We start from the raw sequence: 14827 nt of genomic DNA, 5'->3' as shown, positions 1-14827 counted from the left end.
ACACCTGGATCAGCAGGTTTTGTAAATGAGGTATATCAAAATCAAGATCATGAAACGTGCTTTTTTTATCCTGTACTTGTTAAGCCTGTTTGCCGGCAATGCCCGAAGCCAGGATATGCTTACGGCTACCATCGCCAATATTGCGGTGCATGATTTTCAGCGGGAGCGGATCAGGAGCGAGTATGAACGGGAAAAGAGCCGGCTGGACGGGAACAGGGGGCTTAATGCCAGTAATTCAAAAAATACGGGGCGTACCCCTGCTTTTTTATTTGATCCGGACACCAGGGTGTCGGCAGCTGTAAAGCGCTCCATTATTGATGATCTGAAACGGAAGAACGCTGTTTCGGGTCAGCATCTGGAAACAGCACTAAACAGGGATAACCCGTTTCCTGCGTATGTGAGCTACCTGGGAAACCTGGGTTTGGATGTGCAGCACAATTACGCGGATGCTTTTACGGCTTACATACTGGGTATGTGGCGGATCGCTAACAAGCAGCCGGATCCCTCGGCAGGGCAGATCCGTGCCGTTCGCAACCAGGTGGCTGCTGCAATAAATACAGATGGGTGGACGAACCGGAAGAAGCAGGAGGGCGCAGAATACCTGTTATATGATCTCATTTTTGCCAATGAACCATACGAAAGCTCACGGAAAGCAGGGAATAAAGCCCGGCAACAACAGGACTCGGATGCCGTATACCACCGGTTTTTAAAAAAGAACCGGATGAATTTAAGAGGAATGACCATTACGCAAAAGGGTCTGGTTGTTATTAAATGATCCGTTATAAGCAGCCCCCTTACCGCTTAAAACGGGGCCATAAATCAAAAAAAAATGAAAAGAGTCTTATTATGGTTGATGTTGCTCCTGTCGGGCTTAGCCACCCGGGTAAACGCACAGGATCTTCAGAAGATGCAGCAGCGGCAGAAAGCTGCGATTCAATCGGCATTCAGAAAGAAACAGGTTACGCCCAAAGAGTATTATAAACTGCAGGAAGAACAGGAGGTGATCCGGAAAGCGATGGAGCGGGCAAAGGCCGATGATTATCTGAGTCCTAAGGAGCAGAATGAGATCTATGGGAAGTTGCAACGGGCCGAAAAACGGCTGCGCAAATATAAAACCAACCGGGAGGTGTATTAGACACCGGGTTTTCTGTTCCATTTTATCCCTGGTATTTATCTGGTTTGTTCCGGATGGGCGTCATTTCCCGCAGATCCGGCCATGGGAGGTCTGCGACCCCGGTAGTGATCCGCTTTCATGGGCTTACCACGGGCACCGGTTCCGGGTTTTCGGAGCATATCCCGGAGTAGGTAGTCGTGGCCTGCATCGGATCATGTGCTCCTCAGTTGGTCTGTTACCCAAAAGCCGCCCGGAAGTACATTGCCAGGGCAAACGCATCTAAATTGGGTGAAAAGAGCACACCAGGAGCATTTTCACGCACTGTAAGTGCCTCGTGTTTATAGCAAGATATTAAGAGCCTGTTTAAAATTCATTCAATGGCTTTATTATGGCTGTTTTGGGCTGCAACTGCGTTAAATTTTTCGCCATAGTGGCCTGCTATGCCTGCAAAATTTTCCTTGTTTCGCTCCAAAATAGCTTCATAATAAATTCCATCAATAAAATTTAAACAGGCTCTAAAGGGGAAACCCCGGCTCCTGTAGGAGCCGCGTAAAATTTCGGGCCCAACAAACACGCGGCTCCTACGGGGGCGGGGTTGATAAAACAGCAGATTACTATAAACACGCTGCTCCTCCGGAGCTGAACAATGCTGAAATTAGATGCGTTTGCCCTGAGTACATTGCAGTTTGCCGGGCAATTTGCATAAAATGCAGTAACTTCATTTCATGCTGGTGAAAATCAATGGCAGTGCTGTTTATGGAGTAGAGGCCATCCCCATCATTATAGAAGTAAACTGGATGCCTTCTGGTAAAGACCCTATGATCGTTGGCTTGCCGGATAATGCCGTTAAGGAAAGCTGGCAGCGGGTAGAAAGCACCATCAAAACGAATGGATTTGAAATGCCCCGGACCAAGGTTGTGGTGAACATGGCGCCTGCGGATATAAAAAAGAGCGGAGCGGCATTTGATCTCCCGATCGCCATCGGGTTACTGGCTGCAACCGAACAACTAAAAAATGCAGCGGCGCTGGAGGGCTATGTGCTCATGGGCGAATTGAGCCTGGACGGGGCCCTGCGCCCTGTCAGAGGTGCGTTGCCGATTGCCATCCAGGCGCGCAAGCAGGGGTTTAAAGGGGTGATCGTACCCAGGGTAAATGCCCGGGAAGCCGGAATGGTCAATAACCTGGCGGTCTACGGGGTGGATCATATACAGGAAGTGGTTGCTTTTTTTGAAAATGGCGAGCAGGGACTAACACCGGTAGCAGTTAATACCCGCGATGAGTTTTTTTTCTCACAATATGATTTTGATATCGACTTTTCAGATGTGAAGGGGCAGGAGCATATTAAGCGGGCACTGGAGATCGCTGCGGCAGGAGGGCATAATGCACTGCTGATTGGCCCGCCCGGTGCGGGAAAGACCATGCTTGCCCGCCGCCTGCCCACTATTCTTCCGCCGCTGACCCTGCAGGAGGCGCTGGAGACTACCAAGATCCATTCTGTTGCCGGAAAATTGCCGGAGAATGCCACGCTGATCTCAAAAAGACCTTTCCGGTCTCCCCACCACACTATTTCCGATGTAGCCCTGGTGGGTGGGGGCGGTACGCCACAACCCGGGGAGATTTCACTGGCTCATAATGGGGTTTTATTCCTGGACGAATTGCCGGAGTTTAAGCGGGCGGTTCTGGAAGTGATGCGTCAGCCCATGGAGGAACGGAGAGTAACTATCTCACGGGCAAAAATGGCCATCGATTTTCCGGCCAGTTTTATGTTGGTAGCATCTATGAATCCCTGTCCCTGCGGGTTTCATAATCACCCGGACAGAGAATGTACCTGCCCGCCCGGTGCAGTGCAAAAATACCTCAACAAGATCTCGGGGCCATTGCTGGACCGGATCGATCTGCATGTGGAAGTGACCCCGGTCCCTTTTAATGAACTCTCCACCGGCAATCGCGAAAAGCGTTCTGAAGAAATACGGGAAAAAGTGATCCGTGCCCGCGAAACCCAGCTGGAAAGGTTTAAGGATCTACCCGGCATTTACTGTAACGCTCAAATGAGCAGCAAGCAGTTAACAGAGGTTTGTATCATCGATGCTGTGGGAATGGCACTCCTGAAAAAGGCAATGGAGAAGCTCAACCTTTCGGCAAGGGCCTATGACCGTATTATAAAGATGTCGCGTACCATTGCTGATATAGAAGGCTCTGAAAATATTAAGCCGGAATATCTTGCAGAAGCGATCCAGTACCGGAGCCTGGACCGGGCTGGCTGGGCGGGTTAGGACGCTGCAGCATTTGAGGTGAAGATTTGAAAAAAACTGTTTTATGAAGCGTAAATGATCGAACAGCAATATATCAACTATTTTGAAATTGTTAAGGGCCATATCACAGATGCGTCTGTATATCCGTTTTGTATTCCCGCCATTCAGCGATTAAAAAAAGTGATCCTGCATCCCAAAGTAACCTTTATCATCGGGGAGAACGGATCCGGCAAGTCAACCTTGCTTGAAGCACTTGCCGTACAATATGGGTTCAATGCCGAAGGAGGCTCCAGGGATTTTAGCTTTGCAACAAAAAAGACCCATTCTTCCCTGACGGATGTTTTGCGGATCGGAAGAGGAGGCATAAAGCCCCGGGACGGCTTCTTTCTGCGTGCTGAATCTTTTTATAATGCTGCGTCTTATGTGGATGACCTGGAAACAGAAAAGCCGGGATTGCTACGGCATTATGGCAACAAATCGTTGCACCATCAATCCCATGGGGAATCCTTTTTTTCTTTATTTATGCACCGGTTTCACGGCCAGGGGCTCTATATCCTGGATGAGCCGGAGGCAGCGCTGTCGCCCCAGCGGCAATTATCATTTTTAGTACGGATGCATGAATTGGTGCAGGCAAAAAGCCAACTGGTCATTGCCACGCATGCTCCCATTATTCTTGCATATCCCCATGCGAAGATCATTGAACTTACATCATCTGGCCCCAAAGTGGTGTCATTCGCAGAAACGGATCATTATGCCGTTTATAAAACCTTTCTCAATAATCCGGAACAAATGATGGCCGCACTGGGGATCCTGAAAAATTAAAAGGGCATTTCCCCTTTTCGCAAAAAAATGCAAGCGTTAAAAATGTTGCCGTTGATGTATCATATTTAATAATTGCTGACTCCACAAGATGGAAAAATTGCATTGCCTGCATATAGCTCTGCCGTTGTATGACAGGGTCCGGGATAACAAGAGCATCTGAATATATGTTACGCGTGATGGTGCTTCCTCCAGGTATATTCGTTAACGCATCATCAGAAAGGCCTTTGTGCCGGCCGGGTATACCTGTCCACCTGTCTGGGGCCGGTTCTTTTCTCCCGCTTTTGCATAGCAACTTTTTAAGATAGGATTCAACTATTTGAGACAGGCTGATATACCGTCTTTTTGCATATTCTTTTGCCGCTTCAATCGTATCTTTATCGAATCGTAAATTTAATGCAGCTTTCATTGGTAATGTGCATATAGGTAGTGAATATACGCATATGTCAGAATATTTTAAAATGGTGTTTATGCGATGGTCCGGCGAACGATCGAACAAAAAGCGGAAAAAGTTGTTCTAAAAAAATATTTTTTAAATTATTATGCGCATTCTTCTGCAATACATTAAACCCTATAAATGGCTGGTAGCACTGGCACTGTTCCTTGCTGCGGTCAACCAGGTCTTTTCCCTTTTTGCCCCGCTGATCAGCGGAAAGCTGCTGGATCTTTTTGCCACGAACCCCCATTATTTTGATGCCGGCAAAACCATACCGCGTACGGAGCACCAGTATCTCTTTGGAGGAAATGGCCGCCAGGGGCTGCTGTTCTTCCTGATGCTGCTTATCGGTACGGCCATGGTAAGCCGTATTGCGAAAGCGTTCCAGGACTATTTTGTAAATGTGATCATCCAGAAGTTCGGGGCTACCATTTTTACGGATGGTCTAAAACATTCCATGCGGCTTCCGTACCAGGATTTTGAAGATCAGCGGAGCGGGGAAACCCTTTCGATCCTTACCAAGGTGCGGACCGATACAGAAAAATTTATCACCAGTTTCATCAATGTTTTTTTTGTTATCATTGTCAGCGTCGTCTTTGTTGCTGTGTATGCGTTTCAGCTGCATTGGTCCATTATGCCGGTTTACGCCGTCGGTATTTTTGCTATCGCCTATGTAACCAGTTTGCTTAGCCGGCGGATCAAAGTGATCCAGAAAAATATTGTAAAGGAAACAACTGCGCTGGCCGGAACCACAACAGAAAGCCTGCGCAATATTGAAATTGTAAAAAGTCTTGGGCTGACAGAGCAGGAGGTACAGCGGCTTAACAACAATACATTTAAGATACTGGGACTGGAATTAAAAAAGGTCAAAAGCATCCGGGCGCTGAGTTTTATACAGGGAACGATGGTAAATTTCCTGCAACAGGTAATAGCGTTTACGCTGCTCTGGCTGATCTTTAAAGATGCCATTTCCCCGGGACAGTATTTGTCCCTGTCCTTTTATGGGTTTTTTATTTTTGGTCCCATGCAGGAGATCGGAAATATCATTATTTCCTACCGGGAAGCAGAAGCATCGCTGAATAACTTTCATCAGCTGATGCAACGGAAGGCGGAGCCCCGGCCTGTCAAACCCCGGCAGATCGGGATGATTGAGACCCTTGAGTTCCGGAATGTGGTATTCCGTCATCAGACGGCGCATTTCAATGCATTAAATGATATTTCGTTCGAGGTAGAAAAGGGAGAAACGATCGCTTTTGTAGGACCCAGCGGGTCCGGGAAAAGCACCCTGGTAAAATTACTGGTAGGGCTTTACCGGCCGGCAAAGGGGGGGATTTTTTATGACCATGTAGACGGGGATTCCATCGATTTTGACCAGCTGCGGGTGCAGATCGGTTTTGTAACCCAGGACACCCAGCTTTTTGCGGGCACCATAAAAGAGAACCTGTTATTTGTAAATCCACAGGCGACAGACAATGACCTGAATGATGCTTTGGAAAAGGCGAGTTGCACCGGTTTGCTGTTACGTGCGGAGAACGGGTTGGATACCGTGATCGGGGAAGGGGGCTTAAAACTGAGTGGCGGGGAAAAGCAGCGCATTGCCATTGCCCGTGCATTGCTGCGGCATCCGCATCTCCTGATCTTTGATGAGGCTACTTCTGCCCTGGATTCGATCACAGAAGAAGAGATCACGCGGACCATCAAACTGGTATCATCAAAGAAAAACCAGATCACCGTGCTGATCGCTCACCGGTTAAGCACCATCCTGCATGCAGACAGGATCTATGTGCTGGAAAAGGGCGAAATTGTTGAAATGGGTAATCATGAACGGCTGCTGGAGCAAAAAGGACTTTATTATGCCATGTGGCGGCAACAGATCGGGGAACGTAAAAAAGAAGCCGTTCTGTAGGCGCCGGGTTTGACGTTTCAAGTCAGGCCCTGTTTTCTGGTTGCACCGGCGGGTTGGGTGTGGTTGAAAACCGGGACACTGCGTAGCTGAATCTGATTGCTGATCGCTGAAATGTGACTGCTGATGGCCTCGTCCCTGATACGGGAAGGATCTTTCCGGATTATTACAATGCCGGGTTTCTGCCGGCAAACGGAATGCACCAATGATTATTCAATGTATTTTCTTAAAGGTATCATTGGTGCCGATCTTTGAGATACGTACAGGATCCCGTGAAGATCCCTGGTTCCGGATATCCGGAACGGTGAGCAATACAGGGAGCGTCTATGTGCAAAAGAAGTAACATTGAATTATAATCAATCAAATATATTGATTATCAACGTAATATATATTATGAGGGTTGCTTGTCAAAAAAAAATTATGGGAAAAAGTTAATATTTTTTTAAAAGTTAATATATATTGCAGCTACCAATATGTTTTTTTCTGTTATGGGTAATGGTTCTGGGATTATTGACGTTTGTAAAACATAACTGCGAAAAACAATCATTTAAACAAGCTGTAATTATCTATGAGTTTTAAAATTCAGATTGTTGAAGAGGATAGGGTTTCATGGAATTTGCTGAAATTTAAAATAGAAAGCGTAACCGATAGCCAATTGCAATTCCTGGAATATTGCTCCTCTATGGAACAAGCCATCGGTGCTATCTTTATGCACCGCCCTGACATTCTTATCTTCGACCTTAAACTTTTGAAGAACAGGGAATTTGAGATTATTGAAAACCTGATCAATCAAAAGATATTGAGGGTTAAGATCATGGTTACGGCATCCCCCAACCAGCTAAGTCAGCTTCAGAATATTATTGATATAGGCGTAACCTCCCTGATCATGAAGCCGATCAATTCCAATGATCTCCGCAAGTCCATGGGCCGGGTGATCGGTTTGTTGCATGAAGACGCCAAGGACATTATTGAGGATCATTTTATAACCCTGAAGGCCAATCGTTCCCTGCTGTATGTGAATCAGCGGGATATCCTTTTTGTAGAATCCAACCGGAACATCTGCGAAATTACATTCAAGGACGGGACCCAGAAAACAGTGAATGAGAACATCACTTTTATCGACCAGCGGATCCACCTGAAGGAGCTGGTAAGGATCGATAAAAGCACCATTATTAACATTTCAAAGATCGTATATCTTGATAGTGATGTTTTTAATAAAGAGTGTAAGTTAAAATTGAGCAACGGCAATGAAATTAACAAATCGCTTAGCAAAATTGGCATGACCCGTTTGTATAAAATTGTCTCCAATAACCGCAAAAACGAAGGACGTATTGTTTTTTAATATCGTTTCGTCCTTCAAAAATCACTTTATGTCCTTTGTTGGTGAATGTGAAAACAGAACATCGTATTCTTGTGGGATAATAAAAAAATCAACCCTGCGTAAGCCGAAAAGCAGTTTTTAGAGTAGGCATTATTTAATCATTAACTAGTAAATAAAATTAAATTAAACTTTTATGAGACGTACATTCTTATCCGTCCTAGTTCTAGCCTCCCTGATTACAGGTTTGGATGCCTGTAAGAAAGGTGACACCGGCGCTGCGGGCCCCAAAGGCGACAAAGGGGACCAGGGTGCTCAGGGCGCTGCAGGCGCTCAAGGTGTTGCAGGTAAAGATGGCACCAAAATGTGGGCCGGGGACAACGCTCCAGCAGCTGGCGATGGCGCTGTTGGCGATTTCTATTTTGCAAAATCCACCAAAACACTTTATGGTCCTAAAGATGCCACCAATGGCTGGGGAACCGGTACAGTAATGGCCGGTGCAGCTGGCCAAACCGGTGCCAAAGGTGATAAAGGTGATAAAGGCGACAAAGGTGATACCGGTGCTCCCGGTGCTACTGGAGCCACTGGTGCTCCCGGTGCCGCTGGTCCTAAAGGCGACAAAGGTGATAAAGGTGATCCTGGAACACAGTTCTTAACAGGTGCAGGTGCTCCTAATGCCGGAACCGGTGCCGCAGGGGATTACTATTTTGATACAGAGACTTCGACTTTCTATGGTCCGAAGGCTGTGGACAATACCTGGGGAACCAATATCTTCCCGATCGGTTCTGCTTACGCTGCTAAAACTTTCTACCTGACAAGAGGCCTGGAAAATGTAAAACAGGTTTACAGGAAAAATGCGCAAGATCATTCATTTGCTTTCGATAAGGCAGAGATCAGCGCCAGCGAATTCTATTTTAACGCGGATGACCGCAACCGTATTTCTAAATACAATGGTTGGGGATATAACCGTGAGATGATCTTTGAAACCAATCCAGGTTCCGGTATCTTTAACAGGGTTCCCCAAAATGCAGGTGATTTTGGATGGAGCACAACCGAATTGGGACAGCCGCTGATCATTCGTCCTTTCCCGGGTTGGGCCCAGGTGGGTATGAAGTTCCGTTATACCCAGAACTTCTCCGGTTATACCAACTATGACAATACGCAGACTTCTGCCACCCAGGAGTTTACCCTGAGCCAGGTAGATATCGATCGTATGAAATCTGAAGCAGGCGAAGGTTTCAAATACTGGACTTATGCTGCGTTTGCATATTCCAGCGCCCAGGCAACTCCAACGATCCATAACACAGATCTGAGCAAGGTTAATGATGGCGATCGTATTAACTTCTGGCGGATTAAAAACGTTCAGGTTAATGATTTGAGCGATGATGCAGCCAACGTTGATGGTAAGTATCATGCACAGTATTCTGCTGAAACCAACCTGAACCTGAATGAAATCGATGGTTTAAAAACCAAGCTGGAAAAATACAAGCAGGATGGTAAAGTGTTCCTGAAATACCGTTACGTGAACCCGATGACGGGTGCAACAATCTTTGCTACCGCTAATAAATTTGGGGATGATAATGGTAACAATGCAGATGCACATCATGATACTTATCCGAACGGAGCCCAGGCTGGTTGGTACGAGGCTACTCCTTACCTGTACAGCTATACCATCGGTGGTGTTAAATACGGCCCTGGTGAAGTGATGACTACACAAACATGGCCTGCATTCGGTTTAACAGATCCGCTGCATGGAACGAGCGCACCGGGTGGTGGTGTTCAGGGCTTTGATGTATTCAACCAGGGATACCTGTGGGGATATGCAGTAAATGGTCCGTTCACTTTTGCGAACCGTACTGCTAAATCCTTTGGTGAATATACTCATAAGTACTGGATTGATGCAGACCAGAGCTTGGAAGTGGTAGGCAACAACCTTTTCGATGGTAAGAGCCCGATCGCGAGAAGCGGTGTGTTCAGAGTAAACTGGAGCATTAGAACCGGTACAAACTGGAACGATACAGCTACTAAAGTTCCTTTTGGTCCTATTACCCTGGTGAACCCCAACAACTCCATCAACCCTGTTGATGATAGCTGGATCGGTGGTAACTATTACACCGGCGAGTACAACTACTTCAATGCTATGCTGGGTGTGGGTAATAACAGCATTCCTTACTGGAAAGATGGTGTACCTGCCAATAACTATTACAGGGCAAACAAAAATAACCTGTTTGGTTGGATTAACGGAGTACCTGTTAATGCATCATACTCTGGTCCTGGCGGTATAGGTGTGCACAACGACTTCCAGAATTGGAACGTGTTACCTGAAATCCGTATTAAAAATGGTAAATCAGCAAAATGGTTTGAAGGCAAACCGCTGATCCAGGTTCAGGTATATGTTGTTCCTGGAGATATCGTAAAGGCTGCTGCTGCTAAAGGCGTTAACGTGGATAACGTTGCTGCGCTGTCTCGGTTCGCTGAGTCTTACGGTAAATAAGATCATATTTTAAACAGCAATCTCCGGATTGTTGGATAAAGAATAAGATTTAAACTAAAAAAGCTGTCTCTGTATAGAGGCAGCTTTTTTAGTTATGATGCTTTGGAAATATGAATCCCGATCCCGAAGCTTCGCATATGTGTCAGGTTAATTTTGGCCAGTAGGTGATTGCAGGTAACAATGGATCAGGATTGGTACAGGTTCTATATATAACTTACCGTCAAACCGAAGCTTTTCCCGGGGCCGCTACCATGATAGCCCCGCAAGGGGTTTTATTTGATGAGGCTGTCTCAAAAGTCCGAGACAGCCTCTTTTTATTCGGTAAGGTGATGGAGCGTGAAGTCAAATACGCGATTCTCAGCGCCTTCAAAAACCTTTTGATACACCTTCATGATCAAGATCCTGGTTGAACCCCGACGGGGTTCAATGCAACCCGCGGTTACACCACCGGCTATACAGGCATAACCCCATTTGGGGTTCGTTGCTTAGCTTGACGGGCATGCGAAGCTTCGGGACGGGAGTGGAAATGTGGATCCCGATCGTTCGGGAGTGAGAATGATAAAAGAAACGCAATGTTAAACCGTCCTAAACCAGGTTGGGCAACATTGGTCAAGAAACCGGTGTGCAATATGAAAATGAGGGTCAGACAAAACCGAAATTCTTCCGAGCCCCGAATGCTTAGGAGGAATTCAATGTTCACAGGCGGGCTTCCTGTTGAATATGGTTGAATGCTGTTTAAAGGGCGTTGAAAACTAAAGAATCCTGTGTTTGTTTCCCCGATTGCCATCGGGATAAGGTTTCAAGTTTCACGTCACATCCGTGTGGGGCCCCCTCAAAGATTAAAGGTAGGTTCCTGGTTTAACGTGGTGGAACATTGTTGAATGCGGTTGAATATTGTTTAATGGACGCTGAAAACTGAAAACTGATGGCTCCAATGTTTGTTTCAGTCCTGAAACATCGCATGTGTGTCAGGTTGATTTTACGAATTTAGTGGTCAAAAGTAAAAGTTGCGGCGCAGCGTTGCGCTTATTTGCAACGAACATAAGATAGAATGGAAGTGCGGCGCACCGGTAATATAAACCTCCCCCAATGATCCCCGTCGCGTTGCGACTACTGCAAGTTCCTGTTGCAATCAGTTGCTGCGTCTGCCTACTACCAAAAGATCCGATCTTTTTGGGCCTTCAAAGGCTTATTCGTGCTGTATTTTATGGGAATAGACCTGTTTTTTATCTTGACGCGCATGCAAAGTGTCGGAGGCTGAAAGCTGAAGACTGATTGCTGATAACTGTCCTGAACTTTGGGGGGGGACAACTGGCTGCTCTGTCCTTCCGATCATATTAACGCTGCCAGGGTGTCAATGGTGTGGTCGATCTCTTCTGTTGTATTATACCTGCTGAAGGAGAAACGTACCGGAACAAGATCAGAGGGCGTATTTAAAGCCGCAATAACATGAGAGCCCTGGCTGGCGCCACTGCTGCAGGCACTGCCTCCGGAAACGCAAATGTTGTGGATATCCAGGTTGAACAGCAGCATTTCGGAGCGTTCGGTTTGGGGGAAGGAAACACTGAGGACCGTATACAGGCAACTGCCAAACGCATCGCCATTGAAGGTAACGGAAGGGATCCTTTTTTGCAGTTCTGTGGCCATATATTGTTTTAGCTCTTTAATATTGGCCGCATCTTTTTCATAGTGGCTCATAGCAAGGTCCAGTGCTTTTGCAAAGCCCACGATGCCGTATACGTTTTCGGTGCCCGCACGCATATTGCGCTCCTGCCCGCCGCCAATTATAAAAGGCTTTATTTGCAGGTTGCCGTTCACATAGAGGATACCGGAGCCCTTGGGCCCGTGAAATTTATGGCCCGAGGCAGAAATGAAATCAACATCGATACGCTGCAGGTCGATCGGGTAGTGACCAACGGTTTGTACGCAGTCTGAGTGAAAAACAGCTCCGTATTTCCGGCACAATGCACTCACTGCGTTAATAGCCAGCAGGTTCCCGATCTCGTTATTGGCATGCATCAGGGTTACCAGGCATTTGCGTTCCTGTGATGCGAGCTGCTGCTCCAGGTCCTTAAGGTCAATATGTCCATCCGGCAGCAGCTTTACCAGGCTGTGGCTGACAGTATTCCCATCGCAATAATGTTCTACTGTATGCAGTACTGCGTGGTGTTCGATAGCTGCCGTGATGATATGTGTACAGCCCAGGTCGCGGATCGCGGCGCTGATGGCCGTATTGTTACTTTCGGTTCCCCCGGAGGTAAAGAAGATCTCGCCGGGCTTTACGTTCAGGTGCCGGGCTACTGTCTTACGCGCTGTTTCTACAGCGAGACGGGTCTCCCGTCCGTAAGAATAAACCGACGAGGGGTTTCCAAAATAGGTGGTCATATAGGGGAGCATCGCATCCAGTACTTCCTTATCAAGGCAAGTGGTTGCGGCGTTGTCTAAGTAGATCTTTTCCATTGAAATATTCCTTCCTTTTTACCCGGTGCTCTTTCCCGATCCTGAATCCCGATCATCCGGGACGGGATTGGAACAAAAAACGGTCTGCAAAGTTACGAAAGCTATGGCATATTGATTTTGTAGACTACAGGGGAGCACAGGGCAAACGCATCTAAATTGGGTGAAAAGAGCACACCGGGAGCATTTTCAGGCACTGTAAGTGCCTCGTGTTTATAGCAGGATATTAAAGGAGCCGGGTTGATAAAACAGCAGATTACCATAAACACGCTGCTCCTCCGGAGCTGAACAATGCTGAAATTAGATGCGTTTGCCCTGACGGGGAGCATGGTTCATAGTCGATCATTCACGGATAACTCAGCCCGGAACGTCAAACAAATATAGGAGGAGCGGTCAGCAGGCAGTCTTTAGTTATCAGCTTTCAATAGAACATTGAGTCACGCACACGGATCTAAACGTTGAACCTGAAACTTTAAACAAACATAGGCGTCTTCCGCTATCAAAGCGTCTTAAACGATATTCAACCACATGCAACAAGGTTCCACTACCTTCAACCCGAAGCAAACGCAGAAACTTCCTTTAGCATCTCTTATCCAAAGTCTATTGTCTAAGGTCTGTCGTCTAAAGTCTGTTTCTGTTACATGCTCTCCTTAATATCCTGCATGAGCTTTTGCGCAATATTCCGGGCCTTTAACTCAAAATCGCTTTCGGAGTAAATGCGGATAATGGGTTCTGTATTCGACATTCTTAAATGCACCCAATCCTCGTCGAACTCGATCTTCAAACCGTCCTCGTCGTTCAGGGGCAGCTTGCTGTATTTTTCTTTTATCCGGGCAAAGATGGCCGGAAGGTCGGTATTTTGATCCAGCTCTATTTTGTTTTTGCTGATAAAATAATCAGGATACATACCGCGGAGGGATTTGATGCTCCCTTTCTGATTGGCCAGGTGGCTCAGGAATAATGCGATGCCGATCAGCGCATCACGCCCATAATGAAAATCGGGTACAATAATGCCCCCGTTGCCTTCACCTCCGGTAACCGCCTGAACGGCTTTCATTTTTGTAACAACATTGACTTCCCCAACAGCTGAAGGATAATAAGCGCCGCCGTGCTTAACCGTAACTTCCTTCAGTGCCTTGGTACTGCTCATATTGCTTACCGTATTGCCCTTCCGTTGGGAGAGGATATAGTCTGCGACAGCTACCAGGGTATACTCCTCCCCAAACATGCTTCCGTCTTCGTTCACAAAGCAAAGACGGTCCACATCGGGGTCCACGGCTATTCCGAGATCTGCCTTTTCCTTAACCACCACGCTCGACAGCTCCGTCAGATGATCGGGCAGCGGCTCGGGGTTGTGGGCGAAGTTGCCGGTTACCTCCCTGTTCAGAACAATAACGTTTTCCACTCCCAATGCTTTCAGTAAGGCCGGAACAAAAATGGCGCCGGTAGAATTAATGGCGTCCACCACAATTTTAAAATGCTTCTTTGCAATGGCTTCTTTTTGCACCAGTGGGTAGGCCAGGATGGCATCAATATGCTTTTGCATATAGGTGTCGTTCTGCTCAATTTTACCCAGTTTGTCAACCGATACAAAATCAAAATTTTCTGCAGCAGCAATATCCAGCAGTTCTTTACCCAGCTCTGCTGAAATAAACTCGCCATCCCTGTTCAGTAGTTTAAGTGCATTCCACTCTTTGGGGTTATGGCTTGCCGTTAAAATAATGCCGCCGTCTGCTTTTTCCAATGGAACGGCAATCTCTACAGTAGGTGTTGTGCTGGGTCCAAGGTCTATCACATCAATTCCCAATGCGCAGAGTGTTGCTGTAACCAGGCTGCTGATCATGGGCCCGCTGATGCGTCCATCACGCCCTACCACCACGGTTATCTTTTTTGCCCCGTTGGCTGCCTTTTTCAGAATGGATCCGTAAGCCGCAGTGAACTTTACGACATCTACAGGAGAGAGGGTTTCGCCGGTTTTCCCACCAATTGTTCCGCGGATTCCTGATATACTTTTTATAAGCGACACGATATGCT

At 46.9% G+C, this 14827-nt stretch carries 10 protein-coding genes; 7 read left to right on the top strand and 3 right to left on the bottom strand.

Annotated elements, in window-relative coordinates; genetic code table 11:
- The first annotated feature begins 49 nt into the window (after positions 1 to 49).
- The 4 genes from BLS44_RS21845 (at position 50) to BLS44_RS21825 (ending at position 4188) form a co-directional block, all read left to right on the top strand.
- Positions 50 to 775: a hypothetical protein gene (locus BLS44_RS21845; RefSeq protein ID WP_143019884.1), complete on the top strand. Its 726-nt coding sequence runs from the start codon at positions 50 to 52 to the stop codon at positions 773 to 775.
- A 54-nt stretch (positions 776 to 829) separates the two neighbouring features.
- Positions 830 to 1135, top strand: a complete 306-nt coding sequence (locus tag BLS44_RS21840; protein ID WP_143019883.1) for a hypothetical protein — start codon at positions 830 to 832, stop codon at positions 1133 to 1135.
- Positions 1136 to 1839: 704 nt separating this feature from the next.
- Positions 1840 to 3387, top strand: coding sequence for a YifB family Mg chelatase-like AAA ATPase (locus BLS44_RS21830; protein ID WP_090392413.1), 1548 nt, complete (start codon positions 1840 to 1842; stop codon positions 3385 to 3387).
- 54 nt (positions 3388 to 3441) lie between these two features.
- Positions 3442 to 4188, top strand: a complete 747-nt coding sequence (locus tag BLS44_RS21825; RefSeq protein WP_090392411.1) for an AAA family ATPase — start codon at positions 3442 to 3444, stop codon at positions 4186 to 4188.
- Here the strand turns inward: BLS44_RS21825 and BLS44_RS21820 are convergent.
- Positions 4139 to 4594 (bottom strand): DUF6364 family protein, encoded by a 456-nt coding sequence (locus BLS44_RS21820; protein WP_090392409.1) that lies wholly within the window; start codon positions 4592 to 4594, stop codon positions 4139 to 4141. The genes BLS44_RS21825 and BLS44_RS21820 overlap by 50 nt on opposite strands.
- Positions 4595 to 4727: 133 nt before the next feature.
- Between BLS44_RS21820 and BLS44_RS21815 the strand changes: the two genes are divergently transcribed.
- The 3 genes from BLS44_RS21815 to BLS44_RS21800 all read left to right on the top strand — a co-directional run bounded on the left by BLS44_RS21815 (position 4728) and on the right by BLS44_RS21800 (position 10336).
- Entirely contained in the window at positions 4728 to 6527 is a 1800-nt protein-coding gene (locus BLS44_RS21815) for an ABC transporter ATP-binding protein (protein WP_090392406.1), read from the top strand.
- Between the two features lie 565 nt (positions 6528 to 7092).
- Positions 7093 to 7866 (top strand): LytR/AlgR family response regulator transcription factor, encoded by a 774-nt coding sequence (locus BLS44_RS21805; protein WP_090392404.1) that lies wholly within the window; start codon positions 7093 to 7095, stop codon positions 7864 to 7866.
- Between the two features lie 172 nt (positions 7867 to 8038).
- Positions 8039 to 10336, top strand: a complete 2298-nt coding sequence (locus BLS44_RS21800; protein ID WP_090392401.1) for a hypothetical protein — start codon at positions 8039 to 8041, stop codon at positions 10334 to 10336.
- A gap of 1332 nt (positions 10337 to 11668) precedes the next feature.
- Here BLS44_RS21800 and BLS44_RS21790 read toward each other — a convergent pair.
- Entirely contained in the window at positions 11669 to 12796 is a 1128-nt protein-coding gene (locus tag BLS44_RS21790; protein ID WP_090392397.1) for a cysteine desulfurase family protein, read from the bottom strand.
- Positions 12797 to 13430: 634 nt separating this feature from the next.
- Positions 13431 to 14819 (bottom strand): phosphoglucosamine mutase, encoded by a 1389-nt coding sequence (gene glmM / locus BLS44_RS21785; protein WP_090392395.1) that lies wholly within the window; start codon positions 14817 to 14819, stop codon positions 13431 to 13433.
- Positions 14820 to 14827 lie beyond the last annotated feature (8 nt).

The organism is Niabella drilacis, from assembly GCF_900101395.1.
In the GTDB taxonomy this organism is placed as follows: Bacteria; Bacteroidota; Bacteroidia; order Chitinophagales; family Chitinophagaceae; genus Niabella; species Niabella drilacis.
Note: the sequence above shows the minus strand (reverse complement) of the source record. Positions and strands in the feature narration are given on the sequence as shown.